Here is a 20,570-nt window from a genome sequence, read left to right on the forward strand (position 1 = left end):
CCCATCTCGTACGATCGTCTCGTCGCGTACGTCGCTGAGGGCGCCCCTTCCATAGGGGCGCCCTCAGCGCGTGCCGGGGCCCGGCATCTGCCGTAACGTCCAGATATGAGCAATGCCGCGCCACCACGCAAGGCCCCTGACCAGCCGTGGCGCACCGAGGGCACACCGGACGAGCCGTCCGGGCGGCCCGGCGGGCGACGGATGCGCGGCCGCTGGTGGAGCCTGCTGCTCACCGCGGTGATCGTGTTCCTGCTCGCCTATGTGGGACTGACGTACCTCGACCGGGGCGACGAGCCGACGATCTCCTACACGGAGTTCAGCAGGCAGGTCGATGCCGGCAATGTCGACAAGATCTACTCCAAGGGCGACGCGATCCAGGGGGAGCTCAAGAGCGCCCGGGACAACCCCGAGGGTGACGGCGACTACACCCGGTTCAAGACACAGCGGCCGGCCTTCGCGGACGACGACCTCTGGCGGCAACTGGACAGCCACGACGTGACGGTGACCGCCCAGCCGGTGGTGCGGGAGCGCGGTGTCCTGTCCAACCTGCTGATCTCGCTGGCGCCGATCGTGATCATCGTCGCGGTGTGGATCTTCTTCGCCCGGCGGCTCGGCGCGGGCCGAGGTGGCGCGGGGGGCATGTTCGGGCGCAAGGCGCCGCCCAAGCCGGTCGAGCTGCGGCCGGGGACCCAGCGCACGACGTTCGCCGATGTGGCCGGCATCGACGAGGTCAAGGGCGAGCTGGACGACGTCGTCGACTTCCTGGAGCACCCCGACGCCTATCGCAGGATGGGCGCCAAGATGCCGCGCGGCGTGCTGCTGGCCGGCTCGCCCGGCACCGGCAAGACGCTGCTGGCGCGTGCGGTGGCGGGCGAGGCGGGGGTGCCGTTCTTCTCCGCGTCCGCGTCCGAGTTCATCGAGATGATCGTCGGTGTGGGCGCGTCCCGCGTCCGGGAACTGTTCGCCGAGGCCCGCAAGGTCGCGCCGTCGATCATCTTCATCGACGAGATCGACACCATCGGACGGGTGCGCAGCGGCGGCGCGTCGGTGAGCGGCCACGACGAGCGTGAGCAGACGCTGAACCAGATCCTCACGGAGATGGACGGCTTCTCCGGCTCGGAGGGCGTGATCGTCATCGCGGCCACGAACCGCGCCGACATCCTGGACCCGGCGCTGACCCGGCCCGGCCGCTTCGACCGGGTGGTCAACGTCTCCCCGCCGGACCGCGGCGGACGCGAGGCGATCCTGCGGATCCACACCCGCGGGATCCCGCTCGCCGTGGACGTGGACCTGACCCGGCTGGCCCGCACCACCCCCGGTATGACGGGTGCGGATCTGGCCAATCTCGCCAACGAGGCCGCTCTGCTCGCGGTCAAACGGAAGCGGGAGCAGGTGACCGCCGCGGACTTGTCCGAGGCCCTGGAGAAGGTGCAACTGGGCGCCGAGCGCACCCTCGTGATGCCCGAGGAGGACCGCCGCCGCACGGCCTACCACGAGAGCGGGCACGCCCTCCTCGGCATGCTGCAGCCGGGCGCCGACCCCGTCCGCAAGGTCACCATCGTGCCGCGCGGCCGGGCGCTCGGAGTGACGATGTCGACGCCCGAGGTGGAGCGGTACGCGCACTCGGAGGAGTACCTGCGCGGCCGCATCATCGGCGCACTGGGCGGCATGGCGGCCGAGCAGGTGGTCTACGGCGTCGTCACCACGGGCGCGGAGAGCGACCTGGAACAGGTCACCAACATCGCGCGCGGCATGGTCGCCCGCTGGGGCATGAGCGCACGGGTCGGCCGACTGTCCGCGCTGCCCAGCGACACCCAGCAGGCGTACGGCCTCGCGGCCGCCCCGCAGACCCTCGACGTGATCGACGCGGAGATGCGCCGGATCGTGGACGAGTGCTACGAGGAGGCCTGCCGCAAACTCCGCGAACACTACCGGCAGTTGGAGGCGCTGGCGGAGGCCCTGCTGGAGAACGAGACGCTGGAGGAGGCGGACGCCTACCGGATCGCGGGCATCACCCGGCTGACCAAGGAGGCGGACGCGTAGCGGGCCCCGCTTCAGGCCCGCATGCGCATCACGGCACGCGCGCGATCAGGTACCGGAAGACATTCGGCATCCACACCGTCCCGTCCGGCCGCAGATACGGATGCAGCGCCTCCGCCAACTCCTTGTCCACCTGCACCTGATCGGTCGCCGCGATCGCCGAGTCGAACAACCCGGTCGACAGCAGCCCCCGTACGGCACTGTCGACGTCCGCGTACCCGAAGGGGCAGGCCACCCGCCCGGAACCGTCGGGCCTGAGGCCCGCGCGCTGGGCGACCTCCTCCAGGTCGTCGCGCAGGGCGACGCGCCAACTGCCCGTACTGCGCAAGGGGTCGGCCAGCTTGGTGGCCACGCGCAGCACGGACGACGTGGCGCAGCGCTCAGGCGGCCCCCAGCCGGCCAGCACCACGGGCGCCCCCCGCTCGGCGAGCGGCGTCGCGGCCGCGAGCATCTCACCGAGCCCCTCCGAGTCGCCCGCGAGGCACCCGATGGGCTCGAAGGCGGTCACCAGCGTGTACGCGGCCGTCTCCGAGCGCTCCTCGGCGTCGGCCGCGGCCGCCAGGTCGTCGGGTGAGCCGTCGACGAGCCGGGTCCCTGCACGCGCGTCCGTGCCCCACCCCTCGGGCAGCAACCGCTGCCGTGCGAGGGCCAGTCGTTCGGCGGAGGAGGACTCGACACCGGTGACGGCCGCGCCTCTGGACGCCGCCATCACCAGCGCGAGCCCGCTGCCGCAGCCGAGGCCCAACAGCCGGGTGCCCGGGCCCGCTTCCAGTCGTTCGTAGACGGCTTCGTAGAGCGGAACCAGCATCCGCTCCTGGATCTCGGACCAGTCACGCGCGCGTGCACACAGGTCCACGCGAGGCACCGCCCCCGCGTGAGGCAGGTGCTGTCGCACGAGCGTAGGTGTCATGTAAAGCGCCCCAATCCGCCGAGAGTTACCGCTGAGTCCGATTCCGTCGCCCCCGTGGCATGCGCTCGCGCTCCCCCCGTATGCCAGGAAACTCCGCCAGGGACCGTGCGTCCAGTGGGAAGCGGCCGCTGCTGGGAAGTTGCATGTGCCACTGGCGAGAATTCACGTGCCGGCAATGTGAACCGCATGGGCTGTAGGAGCGCATGCAGGCCGAGATGGACGCCCGGATCAAGGAGACGGACCCCCAGAAGACGTACTTCCCGTTGCGGTAGGTAGGCCACACGGCGCACTTGCGTACGAGGAGGCGCGTGACTTCGCCGCGCACATCCGCCTCGGCTGGCGCAGCCGCAGGTCGTGTGCTCGCGATCAAGGGCGACGACGCGGTTCTGGCCAAGGTCCACGAACTCGGCGACAAGCTGAAGGCGGCCGGCCTCCGCGTCCAGGTCGACGACCGCAACGGCACCTCGTTCGGGCGCGCTGGAGAAACGCACGGCGATGCGTCCGAGGTGTCGACGATCGGGCAGGCCGTCGAGGCGGCCGGCACCGGCGGCACGGCGCGCGTCCCGTGGGCGACGCTCCGCGAAGAAGGCGAGGTCGGGCCGGTCGAGCGCGCGGTGACCGTACGGCGTCTGGTCGCCGAGGACGGGGCGGTGCCGGGCGCCGGCGAGGCGCCAGGTAACGTCGCGGTCGTGGCGCGCGCTTCCTGACATGACGCCCGTGTGGAACGAGAGCGGCCGAATCGCCTCTTGCGCATCCGCGAACCACAGCCGCACCGGCGCGTGGACGGGGCGTACGCGCCGGCGCGTACGTCAGACTACGCACCAGCTTGGTACGAGCTGTGAGGCTTCTCCGCAGATCGGCGCACCCGCCCTCGTCGGGGCGCATCATTCGCAACTGACGGGTACGTGCAAATTATTTGGGATGCCCCGGAATCGGAACACAGCGGCACTCCGGCTCGTTGTCATTACGTGAGCACGACACAGACACCACCTGTTCTCGCCGCAGAGCTGGCACAGGCGTGGGCCGACATTCAGCGGTACCACCCCGAGCTGCCGGATCTCGCCGCGCCAGAGTCCCTGATCGGGGAGTCGTCGTCCGCGTGCGGTCACGAGCTCTCCTTCGAGCGACTGCTTCACGAGGCAGTCCATGGCATCGCCGCCGCGCGCGGCGTCCGCGACACCTCCCGGGCCGGCCGCTACCACAACCGCAGATTCCTCTCCATCGCCGAGGAGCTGGGCCTCGACCACCCTGAGGAGCCGCACCCGAGCAGCGGCTTCTCCCTGGTCACGCTCAACCCCGAGGCCAAGCGCCGCTACCGCCCGACCATCGAACGCCTCCAGCGCGCCCTGAAGGCCCACACCGCGGCGACCTCCGCCGACACCAGCCGGACCTTCCGCGGCCCGGCAGCCCGCCACGGCTCCTCCGGGGGCGGCGTCCGCGTCAAGGCGGTCTGCGACTGCGGCCGCAACGTCCGGGTCGTCCCGTCGGTGCTGGCGCAGGCGCCGATCGTGTGCGGCGGGTGCGGGAAGCCGTTCCGGATTCCCGAGGTGGTCGGAGCGGCGTAACGGCGCCTCGTCGGGCACCGGCATCTCGTGGCTGCCGGTCAGGACGTATGGCTTACGGGACGCTGACGCGTGGGGGTGCCGCTGTGGCCCATGCGGCCTACGGGCAGCCGTGCCGCTGGGGTGGCACGGCTGGTCGCGGGCGGCACCCCGTAGCGCCGGGCTGCGCAACGCCGGACGGCACCGAAGCACCCGGCGCCGCTCAGGCATGCCCAGGCACCCTCACCGCCCCTCGGCCAAAGGTGACCCGCAGGGTGTGGCACAATGGCTAGCTGTACTCGACAGCCGCACAGGACCCCTCTCTCCTCCGGCTGACGCGTCCATCGGGCACTCGGGTACCGCAACCCCACGCGGCTTCTCTCGCCGTGCCCAACCACGTCAAATCCAGGAGAACCCACTCCCGTGGCAGTCAAGATCAAGCTGAAGCGTCTGGGCAAGATCCGTTCGCCTCACTACCGCATCGTCGTCGCCGACTCCCGTACCCGTCGTGACGGTCGTGCGATCGAGGAGATCGGCAAGTACCACCCGACGTACAACCCGTCGGTCATCGAGGTCGACGCGGACCGTGTCGCGTACTGGCTGGGTGTCGGCGCGCAGCCGACCGAGCCCGTGCTCGCCATCCTGAAGAAGACCGGCGACTGGCAGAAGTTCAAGGGCGAGCCCGCCCCGGCTCCGCTGCTCGTGGCCGAGCCGAAGAAGGCGCGCCCGTCGTTCGAGGCCCTCGGTGGCGACGACGAGGGCAAGGGTGAGGCCATCACCCAGAAGAAGAAGGCGGAGAAGAAGGACGAGGCTGCCGCCGAGTCCGAGTCGGCCGAGGCCTGAGCATGCTCGAGGAGGCTCTCGAGCACCTCGTGAAGGGCATCGTCGACAACCCTGACGATGTGCAGGTCGCCTCGCGCAACCTGCGTCGCGGGCGTGTGCTGGAGGTCCGGGTGCACCCCGACGACCTCGGCAAGGTGATCGGCCGCAACGGCCGCACCGCACGCGCTCTGCGCACCGTCGTGGGTGCCATCGGCGGCCGCGGTGTCCGCGTCGACCTCGTCGACGTGGACCACGTCCGCTGACGCCGAACGCAGCACCGGCTCGGGCCGGGGAGGGCCACTGGGCCGTCCCCGGCCCGTAGTCGTATGAGCCTCGCGGCTCGTAGTCGTTCCGACAGGAGATTTCCGAAAGTGCAGCTCGTAGTCGCACGGATCGGCCGCGCCCACGGCATCAAGGGCGAGGTCACCGTGGAGGTCCGCACCGACGAGCCGGAACTGCGGCTCGCGCCCGGCGCGGTGCTCCTCACCGATCCCGCCTCGGCAGGCCCACTCACCATCGAGACCGGCAAGGTGCACAGCGGCCGGCTGCTGCTGCGCTTCGAAGGGGTCAAGGACCGCAACGCCGCCGAGGCGCTGCGCAACACCCTTCTGATCGCCGAGGTGGACCCGGACGAGCTGCCCGAGGAGGAGGACGAGTACTACGACCACCAGCTGATGGACCTGGACGTGGTCACCGCTGATGGCGTGGAGGTCGGCCGAATCACCGAGATCTCGCACCTGCCCTCCCAGGACCTCTTCATCGTGGAGCGTCCCGACGGCAGCGAGGTCATGATCCCGTTCGTCGAGGAGATCGTCACCGAGATCGACCTGGCGGAGCAGAAGGCCGTCATCACGCCACCTCCGGGCCTGATCGACGACAAGGCGGAGATCGACTCCGCCAGGGACGACTCCACCAGGGACGACAGCGCATGAGGCTCGACGTCGTCACGATCTTCCCCGAGTACCTGGAGCCCCTGAACGTCTCCCTGGTCGGCAAGGCACGCGCGCGTGGGCAGCTGAACGTCCATGTGCACGACCTCCGCGGCTGGACGTACGACCGCCACAACACGGTCGACGACACGCCGTACGGCGGCGGCCCCGGCATGGTCATGAAGACCGAGCCCTGGGGAGACGCGCTGGATTCCGTGCTGGCGGACGGCTACGAGACCGGCGCCGGCGCGCCCACCCTGATCGTCCCCACCCCCAGCGGCCGCCCCTTCACCCAGGAACTCGCCGTCGAGCTCTCCGAGCGACCCTGGTTGATCTTCACACCGGCCCGCTACGAGGGCATCGACCGCCGCGTCATCGACGAGTACGCGACCCGTATGCCCGTCCATGAGGTGTCCATCGGTGACTACGTCCTCGCCGGCGGCGAGGCGGCCGTACTGGTCATCACTGAGGCCGTGGCCCGTCTGCTGCCCGGCGTCCTCGGGAACGTGGAGTCCCACCGGGACGACTCCTTCGCGCCCGGCGCGATGGCCAACCTCCTGGAAGGCCCCGTCTACACCAAGCCGCCCGAGTGGCGCGGCCGCGACATCCCCGACGTGCTGCTCAGCGGCCACCACGGCAAGATCGCCCGCTGGCGCCGCGACGAGGCGCTGAGGCGTACGACGGTCAACCGGCCCGACCTCATCGAGCGCTGCGACCCCAAGACCTTCGACAAGAAGGACCGCGAGATGCTCTCCATCCTGGGCTGGATGCCCGACCCGGAGGGGGAGCGGTTCGGTCGATTTTGGCGCAGGACAGAGGGCGTGGAAGAATAGGTCGCTGTTGTGCGTCGTCCGGCGTGCGCCCCTGCCACAGGGGGACACGACGCCCGCCCCGACACGGACAGCATCCTCACGAAACACCTAGCTCCCGCCTATGACCTGTGGCATGGGCGAAGAAAGCAGACGAAATGTCTCACCTGCTCGACTCCGTCGACGCCGCGTCGCTGCGCAGCGACGTCCCGGCCTTCCGCCCGGGCGACACCGTCAACGTCCACGTCCGCGTCATCGAGGGCAACCGCTCCCGTGTGCAGCAGTTCAAGGGCGTTGTGATCCGCCGCCAGGGCGCCGGCGTGCGCGAGACCTTCACGGTCCGCAAGGTCTCCTTCTCCGTCGGCGTCGAGCGCACCTTCCCGGTGCACACCCCGATCGTCGAGAAGATCGAGCTCGTCACCAAGGGTGACGTGCGTCGCGCCAAGCTGTACTACCTGCGCGAGCTGCGCGGCAAGGCGGCGAAGATCAAGGAGAAGCGCGAGAACTGAGCGCTTCAGGGGGCTCGCCCCCGCGGGGTCCAAAGCGGGGCCGGATAACATCTGGCCCCGATGGACACCGAAGCACAGCCGACGGAGCGCGACCGCTCCTCCCGCCCTTCCGCTTCCGAGGAGATCTCGGACACAGAGGGTCAGGAGGAACGGTCGCGCTTCGCGTTGGTGTCGCGGATCACCCAAGGGCTCCCGGGTGGGCGCATCAGTCTGACCCTGCTCGTTCTCCTGGCGTTTCTGCTGCTTCTCAACACGTTCGTGCTGCGGCCGTTCGAGATTCCCAGCGGATCCATGGAGTCCGGATTGAGGATCGGCGACCGCGTTCTCGTAAATAAGTTGGCGTACCGTTTCGGTGCCGAGCCGCGACGCGGTGATGTTGTCGTGTTCGATGGAACTGGGTATTTCGGGGATGCCGACTACATCAAACGCGTTGTGGGTGTGGGGGGAGACCACGTGGTCTGCTGCGACAAGGAGGGGAGGATCCGGGTGAACGGCCGGTCGGTCGACGAGTCGACATTCCTGTACCCCGGTGACAGCCCGTCCACGGTGCCGTTCGACGTCGTCGTGCCCGACGGCACCCTGTTCGTCCTCGGCGACCACCGCAGTGACTCCAGCGACTCCCGCGACCATCTGGGCTCGCCCGGCGGCGGCATGGTCCCCGTCGGCGACGTCATCGGCCGTGCCGACTGGATCGTATGGCCGACCGCCCACTGGACCCGCCTGCACCGACCGGACGCCTACGCGCGCGTGCCCGCAGCGGAGGGCGCGCATGGGTAACCGTGGCAAGCCGCGTGGAGTGCCCACCAGCGCCGCCGACAATCTGCTGCCCACCGGTGCCCGGCGCGCCGCCAGCCCCGCCGGCGGTCGCACGCGCGCGGAGCGGCGCAAGCTCCAGCGCAAGGTCAAGCGGCGCCGCAGGCGCTCGGCGATGAAGGAGATACCCCTCCTCGTCGGCGTCGCCGTCCTCATAGCGCTCGTCCTGAAGACCTTCCTCGTCCAGGCCTTCGTGATCCCCTCCGGCTCCATGGAACAGACGATCCAGATCGGCGACCGTGTCCTGGTCGACAAGCTCACGCCCTGGTTCGGTTCCAAGCCGCAGCGCGGGGACGTCGTCGTCTTCAAGGACCCCGGCGGCTGGCTCCAGGACGAGCAGACGACGGTGCAGAAGGAGGACCCCGTCGTCGTCAAGCAGGTCAAGGAGGCGCTCACCTTCATCGGCCTGCTGCCGTCCGACAACGAGAAGGACCTCATCAAGCGGGTCGTCGGCGTCGGCGGCGACCGCGTCAAGTGCTGTGACACGCAAGGGCGGGTCACCGTCAACGGCGTTCCCCTGAACGAGGACTATCTGTATCCCGGCAACGTCCCCTCGAAGACGGCGTTCGACATCACCGTCCCACAGGGCCGACTGTGGGTCATGGGCGACCACCGGGCCAACTCCGCGGACTCCCGCTCCCACCAGGACAGGAACTACGGGGGCACGGTCTCCGAGGACGAGGTGGTGGGGCGGGCCATGGTCATCGCCTGGCCCCTCGGTCACTGGACCTCCCTCGAGGAACCGAAAACCTACGCCTCCGTGTCCGACTCGGCGACCGGGTCGACCGCGTCCGTCCAGCTGTCGCATAGGGTTGCTCACGACGATTCGAACGGAACGATCCAGCTCCCGAGCCCTGCGGAACTCCCGCTCGTTATGGGAGTGGTGGGCCTGCGCCGCGCATGGGGCAGGCAGCGGCACAGAGTAAGGAGTTGGCGTGGGGGATGTGGCGGTTGGCGCACGATCCGGGCACGACGGCGAGGAGCACCGCGGACACCCCGTGGGAGCAGCCGACCCGGCCGCGGACGGCGCCGTGACCTCCGGGAATGACCCCGGAGCGGCCGGCGACGGCGAAGGGTCGGGCGGACAGCCCCCGACCGACGAGCAGGGGTCGGGCGGGGCTTCCCCCAAGCCGAAGAAGCAGCGCTCCTTCTGGAAGGAGCTGCCCATCCTGATCGGCATCGCGCTCGTCCTCGCGCTGCTGATCAAGACGTTCCTGGTGCAGGCGTTCTCGATTCCTTCCGATTCGATGCAGAACACCCTCCAGCAGGGTGACCGTGTCCTGGTCGACAAGCTCACCCCCTGGTTCGGCTCCGAGCCGGAGCGCGGCGAGGTCGTCGTCTTCCACGACCCCGACAACTGGCTGGCGGGCGAGCCCACCCCCGACCCCAACGCGCTGCAGACCTTCCTCAGCTGGATCGGCCTGATGCCGTCCGCCGAGGAGAAGGACCTGATCAAGCGCGTGATCGGCGTCGGCGGCGACACGATCGAGTGCAAGGGCACCGGCCCGCTGACGGTCAACGGCAAGGCGCTGAGCGAGTCCTCCTACGTCTACGAGGGCAACACCCCCTGCAGCCAGGACGACCAGGGCGGCCAGTTCAAGGTGAAGGTCCCCAAGGGCTCCATCTGGGTCATGGGCGACCACCGGCAGAACTCCCGCGACTCGCGCTACAACCAGGCCGACAAGAACCACGGCATGGTCCCCGTCGACGAGGTCGTCGGCCGCGCCATCGTGATCGCCTGGCCGATCAACCGATGGGACAACCTGCCGGTCCCGGACACCTTCGAGCAGAACCTGGACGCCCGGTCCGCCGCTCTGACGGTCGCGCCGCAGGGGCTCGCCCTGGCCGGTGCGGTGCCGCTGGTGCTGTGGCGCCGGCAGCGGATCAAGGCGGCCGAGACGCGTTGACCGCTCGACGCCCTTCCTGCTGCCGCCCCTGGCGTACCCCCTTCCGGGGCGGCGAGCTTGGGAAAGCTTTGCCGAGCGGGTGACCTCGGGGGCTCAGGAGGGGCTGCCCGGTGTCGGTACCGCCGGGTAGGGTGCGGACCCATGGGTGGCGAGAGCACGACACGTACGGCGCCGCGCGAGAGTGGCGCGAGCAGTGGCCCGGCGGGCAGCCGGACCGGACAGCGGTTGTCCGGGCTGGCCGTGGCGCTGGGCCTGTTGCTGTTCCTCGGCGGGTTCGCCTGGGGAGCGGTCCTCTACCGGCCGTACACCGTGCCCACCAGTTCGATGGCGCCGACGATCGGTGCGGGCGACCGGGTGCTGGCCCAGCGCGTCGACGGCGGTGAGGTACGCCGCGGTGACGTCGTCGTCTTCACCGACAAGACGTGGGTGTCCAACGCGCCCGTCGTCAAGCGTGTGGTCGCCGTCGGCGGGGACACGGTCGCCTGCTGCACCGACGGAAAGCTGACCGTCAACGGCAAGCAGATCGACGAGCCCTATCTGGCCAAGGACAGTCTGGCCGAGATTCAGAACTTCCCGACCGTGACGGTCCCGAAGGGCAGGCTCTTCCTGCTCGGTGACGAGCGCAGCGGCTCCCTGGACTCCACCGCCCACCTCACGGACGCCGCCAGCGGCACCGTGGCGCGCAGTGCCGTGTCGGCCCGGGTGGACGCCGTCGTGTGGCCCATGGGCGGCATGCTGGAGCGCCCCACGGGCTTCGAACAGCTGGGGGCCCTGTCGTCGCCGGGGCCGCTGCGGACGGTTGTCGCGCTGATCGTCGTGGGTGGTGTGCTGGTCCTGGGCGGCGGGGCGTACGGGCCGATCGCGAACAGGCTGGGCAAGCGCGCCGGCCCCCGGCCGGAGCCCGCCGGTGCCCGCTGAGGCGATGGGTGTGGGGGAGAGCCCGTACGGGGACTCTTACGACGGCGGGTTGCGCAAGGTCGCCCGGGTCGTGCTGCTCGACCCGCAGGACCGCATTCTGCTGCTGCACGGCCATGAGCCGGAGGATCCGGCCGACGACTGGTGGTTCACCCCGGGCGGCGGCGTCGAGGGCGACGAGAGCCGTGCGGAAGCCGCGTTGCGGGAACTCGTCGAGGAGACCGGCATCACGGACGTCGAACTCGGTCCCGTGCTGTGGCGGCGCAGGTGCTCCTTCCCGTTCGCGGGACGCCGCTGGGACCAGGACGAGTGGTACTTCCTGGCCCGGACGACGCAGACGGCGACCCGACCGGTGGGGCTCACCGAGCTGGAGCGGCGCAGCGTCGCCGGAGCGCGCTGGTGGACGTGTCGGGAACTTGCCCGGGCACATGAGACGGTGTATCCGACCAGACTCGCCGAGCTGCTGCGCACACTGCTCGACGAAGGTCCCCCCGCCGGGCCCGTGACCCTTGACCCCGAAATCGTCTAGGCGCTGACGGGACTGACGCACAATGGTGGGATCGCACGGCTGAAGGGGAACATGCCATGAGCGCCGAGGACCTCGAGAAGTACGAGACCGAGATGGAGCTCAAGCTCTATCGGGAGTACCGCGATGTCGTCGGTCTGTTCAAGTATGTGATCGAGACTGAGCGGCGTTTCTATCTGACCAACGACTACGAGATGCAGGTGCACTCCGTCCAGGGTGAGGTGTTCTTCGAGGTGTCCATGGCGGATGCCTGGGTGTGGGACATGTACCGGCCGGCGCGGTTCGTGAAGCAGGTTCGCGTGCTCACGTTCAAGGACGTGAACATTGAGGAGCTGAACAAGAGCGATCTGGAGCTTCCGGGCGGGTGACCTGCGGTGGCCGTCCGTGCGGGGATGTCCGGTGCGGGACGTTCGGCGGTGTTCACCCGCAGGGGTGAGGAAGTTATCCACAGTCGCGGACTTGTCCACCAAGATCCAATAGCTCGCTGAGCCTGCCTCATCGTTGGCGCCGGAGGTGGTGCCGACATGAACGCACGCAGTGCACTCGGCAGGTACGGCGAGGAACTGGCCGCGCGGCGGCTGGTCGAGGCCGGGATGACCGTTCTGCAGCGCAACTGGCGCTGTGGCAGGACCGGAGAGATCGACATCGTCGCCAGGGACGGCGACGTGGTGGTCGTCTGTGAGGTGAAGACCCGCAGGACCAGCGGCTACGAGCATCCGATGGCAGCGGTCACGCCCGAGAAGGCACAGCGGCTGCGAGGCCTCGCGGAACGCTGGATCCACGCACATGGAGGGGTTCCACCCGGAGGCGTCCGCATCGACCTGGTCGGCATCGTGCTGCCCGACCGCGGCGCGCCCGTCGTCGAACACGCGCGGGGGGTGGCCTGACATGGGGTTCGCGCGAACGTGCTCGGTGGCCCTGGTGGGCGTCGAGGGTGTGGTGGTCGAGGTTCAGGCCGACCTGGAACCGGGGGTGGCGGCGTTCACCTTGGTGGGGCTGCCGGACAAGAGCCTGTCGGAGAGCCGGGACAGGGTTCGGGCGGCCGTCGTCAACTCGGGCGGCGAGTGGCCGCAGAAGAAGCTCACCGTCGGGCTCAGCCCGGCATCGGTGCCCAAGGCGGGCAGCGGTTTCGATCTGGCCGTCGCGTGCGCCGTCCTCGGCGCCTCCGAGCGAATCGATCCGCGGGTCCTCGCCGACATCGTGATGATCGGTGAGCTGGGCCTGGACGGACGGGTGCGGCCCGTGCGGGGCATCCTGCCCGCGGTGCTGGCCGCGGCGGACGCCGGCTATGAGCAGGTGGTCGTCCCGGAGTGCGCCGCGGCCGAGGCCTCGCTGGTGCCGGGTGTGTCCGTGCTGGGAGTGCGCAGCCTGCGCCAGCTGATCGCCGTCCTCGCGGACGAACCCGTACCCGACGAGGAACCCGACGACCTGGGCCGCCCGGATCCGCTGCTCGCCGGACTGCGCGTGCCGGGGACGGGAGCGGCCACGGGCATCCACAGCATGGGAGCCGGCCAGCCCGACCATGGCCACGACCTCGCCGATGTGGTGGGCCAGATGTCGGCGCGTACGGCCGTGGAGGTCGCCGCGGCCGGCGGGCATCACCTGTTCCTGGAAGGTCCGCCCGGCGCAGGCAAGACGATGCTCGCGGAGCGGCTGCCGGCCATCCTGCCCCGGCTCGGCAGGGAGGAGTCGCTGGAGGTCACGGCGGTGCACTCGGTGGCCGGGCTGCTGCCGCCGGGCAAGCCCATGATCGACGTGGCCCCCTACTGCGCCCCGCACCATTCGGCGACGATGCAGGCGCTCGTCGGCGGGGGCCAGGGCATCGCGCGGCCCGGCGCGGTGTCGCTGTCCCACCGGGGTGTCCTGTTCCTGGACGAGACGCCGGAGTTCAGCAGTCAGGCCCTCGACGCCCTGCGGCAGCCCCTGGAAGCCGGGCACGTCGTCATCGCGCGCAGCGCGGGCGTGGTGCGCTTCCCGGCGAAGTTCCTGATGGTGCTGGCGGCCAACCCCTGCCCCTGCGGCCGCTTCTCCCAGACGGACGACATGTGCGAGTGCCCGCCTTCGGCGATCCGCCGCTATCAGGCGCGGCTGTCCGGGCCGCTGCTCGACCGGGTCGACCTCCGGGTCGAGGTGGACCGTGTCACCCGCGCCCAGCTGACCGAGCGCGGAGCTCGCGGAGAGTCCACCGCGACGGTCGCCGACCGGGTGCGCGCGGCCCGTGAGCGGGCGTCGGCCCGGCTCTCCGGTACGCCGTGGCGGACCAACAGCGAGGTGCCCGGACGTGAGCTGCGCAGCCGTTGGTACGCCTCGGCCGGTGCCATGGACGAGGCGGAACGGAACCTGGAGCGCGGCGTACTGACCGCTCGCGGGCTCGACCGCGTCCTGCGCGTCGCCTGGACCGTCGCCGACCTCGTCGGTCACGACCGGCCCGACGCCACGGACGTCGCCCTGGCACTGCAACTGCGCACCGGTGTGCCGCGGGGCGTACCCATGGCCATCGGGGCGCTGACGTGAACGGCAGCGAGGAGCCGGACGACGAAGTGCTCGCCCGGGTGTTCCTCAGCCGGGTCGTCGAGCCCGGTGACGAGGTGGCCGGGCGGTGGGTGCGGGAGTACGGGGTCGGGGAAGTGGTGCGGCGGCTGCAGGAAGGGACGGAGACCTTGCCGGGGGTGAGTTACAAGCGGTGGGACGGGCTACGGGCGCGGGCGGTGCGGGCCGAGCCCGGACGGGACCTTGCCGTCGCCCGGGAGGCCGGGGTGCGGTTCCTGTGCCCGGGACATGTCGAGTGGCCGGGGCAGCTCGACGATCTCGGGGACGCGCGGCCCATCGGGCTGTGGGTGCGAGGGCGGGCCAGTCTGCGGATGTGGGCGTTGCGGTCCGTGGCGCTCGTCGGGGCGCGGGCCTGTACCGAGTACGGCGCCCACATGGCGGCCACCCTCGCCGGCGGGCTCGCCGAGCGGGGGTGGGTGGTGGTCTCCGGAGGTGCCTATGGGGTCGACGGCGCCGCTCACCGGGGTGCCCTCGGCGCCGGTGGGGCCACCGTCGCCGTGCTCGCCTGCGGAGTCGACCGGCCCTATCCACGCGGGCACACCCAGCTGATCAACAGGATCGCGGAACAGGGGCTCGTGATCGGGGAGCTGCCGCCGGGGGACCATCCGACGCCCAGCAGGTTCATCGTGCGGAACCGGGTGATCGCGGCGCTGACGCGCGGCACGGTCGTCGTGGAGGCCGCCCACCGCAGCGGGTCGCTGGTCACCGCCCGGGCGGCCCAGCGGCTGGGGCGTCACACGATGGGCGTGCCCGGCCCGGCCACCAGCGGGCTCTCCGCGGGCGTGCACGAGCTGCTGCGCGGGGACGCCGTGCTGGTCACCGATGCCGCCGAGGTCGTCGAGCTCGTGGGGGACATGGGAGAGCTGGCGCCCGAGCGGCGAGGGCCCGTCCTGCCGCGCGATCTGCTGGAGCCGGGGGCGCGCAGAGTCCTGGCCGCGCTGCCCGGCTCTCGCGCCGCGCGGGCGGACGAGATCGCACGGGGCGCACAGACCACCGAGGACGACGCGATCGCGAGACTGTACGAACTCCGCTCACTTGGTTACGTCGAACGACACGGCGACGGCTGGAAGTTGACACGCCAGGCGATGATCTCTGTCCGCGCCGGTCGGAGCCGATGTTGACCGAGCGTGTTCGGCCGTACGGGGGAACACGGATGCCCTTGTGAATTCCCCCAGTTGGGGTGTTCGGGTGATCACGTAGAGCGAACGATATGACCTGGCGGGGCGTCCAGCGGAACGTATCTGCGTACGGCTTGTGCTCCGCCCTTCGCGCACCGCGACGTGTCAGTCACGCTACGCTCACGAGGATTCCGGCGCAGACCGCACCTCGACATCGGAAGGTCCCCAGAACGGCACCAGCGCGACCACAGACCGACAGCTCCCCCCAAAGCACCCCCACTTCACGGCAGAACGGCACAAGGCAACGAATGCCCCAGCACACCTCCGGGTCCGACCGGGCGGCGATCCCCCCAGCCGCCCGTGACGGTGGCAGCGTGCGACCGCCCGCTCCCTCGACGCTCGACGAGCTGTGGCGGTCGTACAAGGCGACGGGGGACGAGCGGCTGCGCGAGCAGCTGATCCTGCACTACTCGCCGCTCGTGAAGTACGTGGCGGGCCGGGTGAGCGTCGGGCTGCCGCCCAATGTGGAGCAGGCGGACTTCGTGTCCTCGGGCGTGTTCGGGCTGATCGACGCGATCGAGAAGTTCGACATCGACCGGGAGATCAAGTTCGAGACGTACGCGATCACGCGGATCCGGGGCGCGATGATCGACGAGCTCAGGGCGCTCGACTGGATTCCGCGGTCGGTGCGGCAGAAGGCGCGGAACGTGGAGCGCGCGTACGCGACGCTGGAGGCGCGGCTGCGGCGGACGCCGACGGAGGCGGAGGTGGCCGTCGAGATGGGGATCGCGGTGGACGAACTCCACGCGGTCTTCAGCCAGTTGTCGCTGGCGAACGTGGTGGCGCTGGAGGAGTTGCTGCACGGCGGGGGCGAGGGCGGCGACGGGCTGAGCGTCATGGACACGCTGGAGGACACCGCCGCGGACAATCCGGTGGAGGTGGCCGAGGACCGGGAGCTGCGGCGATTTCTGGCACGGGCGATCAACACATTGCCCGAACGGGAGAAGACCGTGGTCACGCTCTACTACTACGAGGGGCTCACGCTGGCCGAGATCGGGAACGTACTGGGGGTGACCGAGAGCCGGGTGAGCCAGATCCACACCAAGTCCGTGCTGCAGCTGCGAGCGAAACTGGCCGGCTTCGGGCGTTGACCTGGCGTGATGAGGGTGGGGTTCGGCGGAGACACTCCCGTCGGGGGTGACGCGTCCGTAAAGTGGCTGACGTGCCAAGGATTCGAGCGGCCTCCGTGGCCGAGCACCGGTCGATGCAGCGAGCCGCCCTGCTGGACGCGGCTCGTTCCCTGTTGTCCGAGGGCGGGACGGAAGCGCTGACCTTCCCGGCTCTCGCCGAGCGGACGGGGCTCGCGCGGTCGTCCGTCTACGAGTACTTCCGGTCACGGGCAGCCGTGGTCGAGGAACTGTGCGAGGTCGACTTCCCTGTGTGGGCCGCGGAGGTGTCGGCGGCCATGGAGCGGGAGTCGACGGCCGAGGGCAAGGTCGAGGCGTATGTGCGCCGGCAGCTCGCTCTGGTCGGCGACCGGCGGCACCGGGCCGTGGTGGCCATCTCCGCGAGTGAGCTGGACGCGGGGGCTCGGGAGAAGATCCGGGCGGCGCACGGCGGGCTGGTCGCGATGATCGTCGAGGCACTGCGGGAGATGGGGCACGGCGAGCCTCGGCTGGCGGCGATGCTGCTGCAGGGCGTCGTGGACGCGGCTGTCCGGCGGATCGAGCTGGGGGCGGCGGAGGAGCCTGCGGCGATCACGGAGGCGGCTGTCGCCATGGCGCTGCGGGGAGTTCGGGGCTGACGTCGGCGAGGGCCGGGCAACGGGTGCGCTGCGCGGTCCGGAGCTGACGGGCACCCGGCGCCGAGACTGCGAGACTGGGGGCGAGCGTCGCGCAGCCCGGAGCTGACGGGGCGCCGGGCTGGGCCCACCCGGGCCGGCCCAGCGGCGCGACTGCCCGCAGCTGTGTCGGCCGGTGCGGGGCTGGTTGTCTGGGTGGGCGCTGGCACAGTCGCGCGACCGCGCGTGATGCGGGGCTGTTCGACTGGAGGGGTGCTGTTCCAGGGGCCCGACCGCTCGCAGCTGGGTCAGTGATGCGGGCTGTTCGGCTGGGTGGGCGCGTTCCAGTAGTGCGGCTGCCCGCAGCTGTGTCGGCCGGTGCGGAGCTGTTGGCCCGGGTGGGCGCTGGCACAGTGGTGCGGCTGCCGCAGCTGGGGCAGTGATGCGGGCTGTTCGGCTGGGGCGAGTTCCAGCGGCGCGACTGCCCGCAGCTCTGTCGGCCGGTGCGGAGCTGCCTGTCTGGTTGATGCCGGCCCAGCGGCCTCGGCGGTCTGTGAGCGCCCCTCTGTGCGCAGCCACGTCGGCTATGAGGGCAATGGCACTCCCAGCACCGGCAGCAACCGAGACGGACCCTTGCGCAGGAGCCAGGGCGGAAGCAGCGACAGCGGGTCCAGATAGGTGTCACCTCTCCGCAGGCCCCAGTGCACGCACGCACCCGTGCAGTGCGATCCGTGAGCCTCCACCGTCCCCACCACTTCCCCCGCCTCCACCTCGTCCCCCTTCCGTGCCGATGCCCGCACCGGTTCATACGTCACCCGCAACGGTGGATCCCCCGTCCCCGCCAGCTCCACCGACACGACCCCCTTCCCCGCCACCCGGCCCGCGAAGGACACCCGCCCGGCTGCCACAGCCCGTACCGGCGCCCCGGCCGGGGCAGCGAGGTCAACACCCCGGTGGCCCCGCCCGTACCGTGTCGCCGGAGGCTCCCAACCGCGGAGGACCGGGGGACGTAACCCCACGGGCCACGCTCGGCCGACCGTGGGTACCAACGGGTCCGGGGTGGGCGCGGCGGGCGCGCTCGTGGCGGTCGGGGTCAGGCGTGGGGCCGGTGCCAACAGGGCCGTTGCCGTCAGGAGCAGCAGCAACACCAGCCGCCCGCATGCCCTTGCCGTCCTCGCGTATCGCATCTCTCGCATGCCGAAACCGTCCCGCATCCGCGCCGATCATGGCCGGGATCTGTGGACAACTCTCCGGTTGTGGACAGCGGCGTCACCCGGGGCCTCGCGGGTCCCGTACACTTCTTCTGGCGATCCGGGTCACCGGGTCGACTTCGCACGCCCCGATACGACCACCGGCAACGGTCCGTATCAGCGCCCCTCGGTCCTTCGTGGCACGGCGCATGTGGGCGTCAGGCGCGGAAGCCGTCCGGCATCCGCGGCACAACCGAGAACATTCAAGGAGATACGGCCATGGCCGTCGTCACGATGCGGGAGCTGCTGGAGAGCGGCGTCCACTTCGGTCACCAGACCCGTCGTTGGAACCCGAAGATGAAGCGCTTCATCTTCACCGAGCGCAACGGCATCTACATCATCGACCTGCTCCAGTCGCTGTCGTACATCGACCGCGCCTACGAGTTCGTCAAGGAGACCGTCGCCCACGGCGGCACGGTCATGTTCGTCGGCACGAAGAAGCAGGCGCAGGAGGCCATCGCCGAGCAGGCCACCCGCGTCGGCATGCCTTACGTCAACCAGCGCTGGCTGGGCGGCATGCTCACCAACTTCTCCACCGTCTACAAGCGTCTGCAGCGCCTCAAGGAGCTCGAGCAGATCGACTTCGAGGACGTCGCCGCTTCGGGTCTGACCAAGAAGGAGCTCCTGGTCCTCTCGCGTGAGAAGGCCAAGCTCGAGAAGACCCTCGGTGGTATCCGCGAGATGCAGAAGGTGCCCAGCGCCGTCTGGATCGTGGACACCAAGAAGGAGCACATCGCGGTCGGCGAGGCCCGGAAGCTCAACATCCCGGTCGTCGCCATCCTCGACACCAACTGCGACCCCGACGAGGTCGACTACAAGATCCCGGGCAACGACGACGCGATCCGCTCCGTCACCCTGCTCACCCGCGTGATCGCCGACGCCGTCGCCGAGGGCCTCATCGCCCGCTCCGGCGTCGCCACCGGCGACAAGGGTGAGAAGGCCGCGGGCGAGCCGCTCGCCGAGTGGGAGCGCGACCTGCTCGAGGGCGAGAAGAAGGCCGACGAGGCTCCGGCCGCCGCCGAGGCCCCTGCTGCTGAGGCCCCGGCCGCCGAGGCCCCTGCTGCTGAGGCTCCGGCTGCTGAGGCCCCCGCCGCCGAGGCTCCGGCCGCCGAGGGCGAGCAGGCCTGACACCGTCAGCGTTGACGGCGGGAGCGGTGACATGAAGTCCGCTCCCGCCGTTCACCCGTAGGTCGACGGAAGGTCAGCGGCTCCCGCCTTCATGGGGGCCGCAGACCCCGTAGATCTTCGATCTTCCAGACTTCGAGAAAGATTCACAGACTCATGGCGAACTACACCGCCGCTGACGTCAAGAAGCTCCGTGAGCTCACCGGCGCCGGCATGATGGACTGCAAGAAGGCGCTGGACGAGGCCGAGGGCAACGTCGAGAAGGCCGTCGAGGCGCTCCGCATCAAGGGCCAGAAGGGCGTCGCCAAGCGCGAGGGCCGCTCCGCCGAGAACGGCGCTGTGGTCTCGATCATCGCTGACGACAACTCCTCCGGTGTCCTCGTCGAGCTGAAGTGCGAGACGGACTTCGTCGCCAAGGGCGAGAAGTTCCAGGCCGTGGCCAACGCCATCGCCGAGCACGTCGCCAAGACCTCCCCGGCCGACATCGAGGCCCTGCTCGCCTCCGAGATCGAGGCCGGCAAGACCGTCCAGGCGTTCGTGGACGAGGCCAACGCCAACCTCGGTGAGAAGATCGTCCTGGACCGCTTCGCGCAGTTCGCCGACGGCTTCGTGATCGCGTACATGCACCGCACGATGCCCGACCTGCCCCCGCAGATCGGTGTCCTCGTCGAGCTGGACAAGCCGAACGCCGAGGTCGCCAAGGGCGTCGCCCAGCACATCGCCGCCTTCGCGCCGAAGTACCTCTCCAAGGAGGACGTGCCGGCCGAGGTCGTCGAGTCCGAGCGCCGCGTCGCCGAGGAGACCACCCGCGCCGAGGGCAAGCCCGAGGCCGCCCTGCCGAAGATCGTCGAGGGTCGCCTCAACGGCTTCTTCAAGGACGCCACGCTGCTCGGCCAGCCGTACGCGCTCGACAACAAGAAGTCCGTCCAGAAGGTTCTGGACGAGGCCGGTGTCACCCTGAAGCGCTTCTCGCGCATCAAGGTCGGCATCTGAGTCCGTACCGCGATCGACGCCCGACCCCGATAG

The 20,570-nt window shown here is 70.3% G+C and carries 22 protein-coding genes and 1 pseudogene; 21 read left to right on the plus strand and 2 right to left on the minus strand.

Features of this window, described 5'->3' with window-relative positions:
* Positions 1–105 precede the first annotated feature (105 nt).
* On the plus strand, positions 106–2,043 hold the full coding sequence (gene ftsH / locus ACIREI_RS34945) for an ATP-dependent zinc metalloprotease FtsH (protein WP_403341664.1): 1,938 nt from the start codon (positions 106–108) through the stop codon (positions 2,041–2,043).
* Positions 2,044–2,071: 28 nt separating this feature from the next.
* Here the strand turns inward: ftsH and ACIREI_RS34950 are convergent, their stop codons facing one another.
* Positions 2,072–2,950 (minus strand): SAM-dependent methyltransferase, encoded by an 879-nt coding sequence (locus ACIREI_RS34950; protein ID WP_403341667.1) that lies wholly within the window; start codon positions 2,948–2,950, stop codon positions 2,072–2,074.
* A gap of 327 nt (positions 2,951–3,277) precedes the next feature.
* Here ACIREI_RS34950 and ACIREI_RS34955 point away from each other — a divergent pair.
* The 18 genes and pseudogenes from ACIREI_RS34955 to ACIREI_RS35040 form a co-directional block, all read left to right on the plus strand.
* Positions 3,278–3,657: pseudogene (locus tag ACIREI_RS34955) on the plus strand (proline--tRNA ligase); the annotation flags it as partial.
* Positions 3,658–3,918: 261 nt separating this feature from the next.
* Positions 3,919–4,515: a hypothetical protein gene (locus tag ACIREI_RS34960; protein ID WP_062709177.1), complete on the plus strand. Its 597-nt coding sequence runs from the start codon at positions 3,919–3,921 to the stop codon at positions 4,513–4,515.
* 399 nt (positions 4,516–4,914) lie between these two features.
* Entirely contained in the window at positions 4,915–5,334 is a 420-nt protein-coding gene (gene rpsP, locus ACIREI_RS34965) for a 30S ribosomal protein S16 (RefSeq protein WP_030048919.1), read from the plus strand.
* A 2-nt stretch (positions 5,335–5,336) separates the two neighbouring features.
* Positions 5,337–5,576 (plus strand): RNA-binding protein, encoded by a 240-nt coding sequence (locus tag ACIREI_RS34970; protein WP_003973401.1) that lies wholly within the window; start codon positions 5,337–5,339, stop codon positions 5,574–5,576.
* 108 nt (positions 5,577–5,684) lie between these two features.
* The gene (gene rimM / locus ACIREI_RS34975; RefSeq protein ID WP_403341670.1) at positions 5,685–6,245 is read left to right on the plus strand and encodes a ribosome maturation factor RimM; all 561 of its coding nucleotides are present in this window, start codon (positions 5,685–5,687) and stop codon (positions 6,243–6,245) included.
* Positions 6,242–7,075, plus strand: coding sequence for a tRNA (guanosine(37)-N1)-methyltransferase TrmD (trmD, locus tag ACIREI_RS34980; protein WP_403341674.1), 834 nt, complete (start codon positions 6,242–6,244; stop codon positions 7,073–7,075). The genes rimM and trmD overlap by 4 nt, the downstream gene beginning before the upstream one ends.
* A gap of 134 nt (positions 7,076–7,209) precedes the next feature.
* Positions 7,210–7,560 carry a 50S ribosomal protein L19 gene (rplS, locus tag ACIREI_RS34985; protein WP_018531094.1) on the plus strand — a complete coding sequence of 117 codons (351 nt, stop codon included), beginning with the start codon at positions 7,210–7,212 and terminating at the stop codon, positions 7,558–7,560.
* Positions 7,561–7,620: 60 nt separating this feature from the next.
* Positions 7,621–8,337 (plus strand): signal peptidase I, encoded by a 717-nt coding sequence (lepB, locus tag ACIREI_RS34990; protein WP_403341677.1) that lies wholly within the window; start codon positions 7,621–7,623, stop codon positions 8,335–8,337.
* Positions 8,330–9,421: a signal peptidase I gene (gene lepB, locus ACIREI_RS34995; protein ID WP_403341680.1), complete on the plus strand. Its 1,092-nt coding sequence runs from the start codon at positions 8,330–8,332 to the stop codon at positions 9,419–9,421. Before lepB (ACIREI_RS34990) ends, lepB (ACIREI_RS34995) begins: the two co-directional genes overlap by 8 nt.
* Entirely contained in the window at positions 9,309–10,280 is a 972-nt protein-coding gene (gene lepB, locus ACIREI_RS35000) for a signal peptidase I (RefSeq protein WP_403341683.1), read from the plus strand. Before lepB (ACIREI_RS34995) ends, lepB (ACIREI_RS35000) begins: the two co-directional genes overlap by 113 nt.
* A gap of 141 nt (positions 10,281–10,421) precedes the next feature.
* A complete protein-coding gene (lepB, locus tag ACIREI_RS35005) occupies positions 10,422–11,198 on the plus strand; it encodes a signal peptidase I (protein WP_403341685.1) in 777 nt (258 codons plus the stop codon).
* A gap of 4 nt (positions 11,199–11,202) precedes the next feature.
* Positions 11,203–11,724: an NUDIX hydrolase gene (locus ACIREI_RS35010; protein WP_403342053.1), complete on the plus strand. Its 522-nt coding sequence runs from the start codon at positions 11,203–11,205 to the stop codon at positions 11,722–11,724.
* Positions 11,725–11,780: 56 nt separating this feature from the next.
* Positions 11,781–12,089, plus strand: a complete 309-nt coding sequence (locus ACIREI_RS35015; RefSeq protein ID WP_003965949.1) for a DUF2469 domain-containing protein — start codon at positions 11,781–11,783, stop codon at positions 12,087–12,089.
* A gap of 156 nt (positions 12,090–12,245) precedes the next feature.
* The gene (locus tag ACIREI_RS35020) at positions 12,246–12,608 is read left to right on the plus strand and encodes a YraN family protein (protein ID WP_403341688.1); all 363 of its coding nucleotides are present in this window, start codon (positions 12,246–12,248) and stop codon (positions 12,606–12,608) included.
* Between the two features lies 1 nt (position 12,609).
* On the plus strand, positions 12,610–14,235 hold the full coding sequence (locus ACIREI_RS35025; protein ID WP_403341691.1) for a YifB family Mg chelatase-like AAA ATPase: 1,626 nt from the start codon (positions 12,610–12,612) through the stop codon (positions 14,233–14,235).
* Positions 14,232–15,392, plus strand: a complete 1,161-nt coding sequence (gene dprA / locus ACIREI_RS35030; protein ID WP_403341693.1) for a DNA-processing protein DprA — start codon at positions 14,232–14,234, stop codon at positions 15,390–15,392. Before ACIREI_RS35025 ends, dprA begins: the two co-directional genes overlap by 4 nt.
* A gap of 305 nt (positions 15,393–15,697) precedes the next feature.
* Positions 15,698–16,540, plus strand: coding sequence for an RNA polymerase sigma factor WhiG (whiG, locus tag ACIREI_RS35035; protein ID WP_147994030.1), 843 nt, complete (start codon positions 15,698–15,700; stop codon positions 16,538–16,540).
* A gap of 95 nt (positions 16,541–16,635) precedes the next feature.
* Entirely contained in the window at positions 16,636–17,193 is a 558-nt protein-coding gene (locus ACIREI_RS35040; RefSeq protein ID WP_403342056.1) for a TetR/AcrR family transcriptional regulator, read from the plus strand.
* Between the two features lie 560 nt (positions 17,194–17,753).
* Here ACIREI_RS35040 and ACIREI_RS35045 read toward each other — a convergent pair.
* Positions 17,754–18,356 (minus strand): murein hydrolase activator EnvC family protein, encoded by a 603-nt coding sequence (locus ACIREI_RS35045; protein WP_403342059.1) that lies wholly within the window; start codon positions 18,354–18,356, stop codon positions 17,754–17,756.
* Positions 18,357–18,638: 282 nt separating this feature from the next.
* Here ACIREI_RS35045 and rpsB point away from each other — a divergent pair, with 282 nt between their 5' ends.
* Positions 18,639–19,547 (plus strand): 30S ribosomal protein S2, encoded by a 909-nt coding sequence (gene rpsB / locus ACIREI_RS35050; RefSeq protein WP_030048935.1) that lies wholly within the window; start codon positions 18,639–18,641, stop codon positions 19,545–19,547.
* A gap of 153 nt (positions 19,548–19,700) precedes the next feature.
* Positions 19,701–20,537, plus strand: a complete 837-nt coding sequence (tsf, locus tag ACIREI_RS35055; RefSeq protein ID WP_403341698.1) for a translation elongation factor Ts — start codon at positions 19,701–19,703, stop codon at positions 20,535–20,537.
* Positions 20,538–20,570 lie beyond the last annotated feature (33 nt).

Origin of the sequence: Streptomyces sp. NPDC093591 (assembly GCF_044764885.1) — a bacterium.
Classification (GTDB): Bacteria; Actinomycetota; Actinomycetes; order Streptomycetales; family Streptomycetaceae; genus Streptomyces.

Bases quoted from the DNA above. Each gene is read 5' to 3' on its own strand.
- ACIREI_RS35020 (WP_403341688.1), top strand. From the start codon at position 12,246: ATGAACGCACGCAGTGCACTCGGCAGGTACGGCGAGGAACTGGCCGCG.
- rplS (WP_018531094.1), top strand. From the start codon at position 7,210: ATGTCTCACCTGCTCGACTCCGTCGACGCCGCGTCGCTGCGCAGCGAC.
- ftsH (WP_403341664.1), top strand. From the start codon at position 106: ATGAGCAATGCCGCGCCACCACGCAAGGCCCCTGACCAGCCGTGGCGC.
- ACIREI_RS35025 (WP_403341691.1), top strand. From the start codon at position 12,610: ATGGGGTTCGCGCGAACGTGCTCGGTGGCCCTGGTGGGCGTCGAGGGT.
- ACIREI_RS35045 (WP_403342059.1), bottom strand. From the start codon at position 18,356: ATGCGATACGCGAGGACGGCAAGGGCATGCGGGCGGCTGGTGTTGCTG.
- whiG (WP_147994030.1), top strand. From the start codon at position 15,698: ATGCCCCAGCACACCTCCGGGTCCGACCGGGCGGCGATCCCCCCAGCC.
- ACIREI_RS35010 (WP_403342053.1), top strand. From the start codon at position 11,203: ATGGGTGTGGGGGAGAGCCCGTACGGGGACTCTTACGACGGCGGGTTG.
- tsf (WP_403341698.1), top strand. From the start codon at position 19,701: ATGGCGAACTACACCGCCGCTGACGTCAAGAAGCTCCGTGAGCTCACC.
- rpsB (WP_030048935.1), top strand. From the start codon at position 18,639: ATGGCCGTCGTCACGATGCGGGAGCTGCTGGAGAGCGGCGTCCACTTC.
- trmD (WP_403341674.1), top strand. From the start codon at position 6,242: ATGAGGCTCGACGTCGTCACGATCTTCCCCGAGTACCTGGAGCCCCTG.
- ACIREI_RS35015 (WP_003965949.1), top strand. From the start codon at position 11,781: ATGAGCGCCGAGGACCTCGAGAAGTACGAGACCGAGATGGAGCTCAAG.
- ACIREI_RS34950 (WP_403341667.1), bottom strand. From the start codon at position 2,950: ATGACACCTACGCTCGTGCGACAGCACCTGCCTCACGCGGGGGCGGTG.
- lepB (WP_403341680.1), top strand. From the start codon at position 8,330: ATGGGTAACCGTGGCAAGCCGCGTGGAGTGCCCACCAGCGCCGCCGAC.
- ACIREI_RS34970 (WP_003973401.1), top strand. From the start codon at position 5,337: ATGCTCGAGGAGGCTCTCGAGCACCTCGTGAAGGGCATCGTCGACAAC.
- lepB (WP_403341677.1), top strand. From the start codon at position 7,621: ATGGACACCGAAGCACAGCCGACGGAGCGCGACCGCTCCTCCCGCCCT.
- lepB (WP_403341685.1), top strand. From the start codon at position 10,422: ATGGGTGGCGAGAGCACGACACGTACGGCGCCGCGCGAGAGTGGCGCG.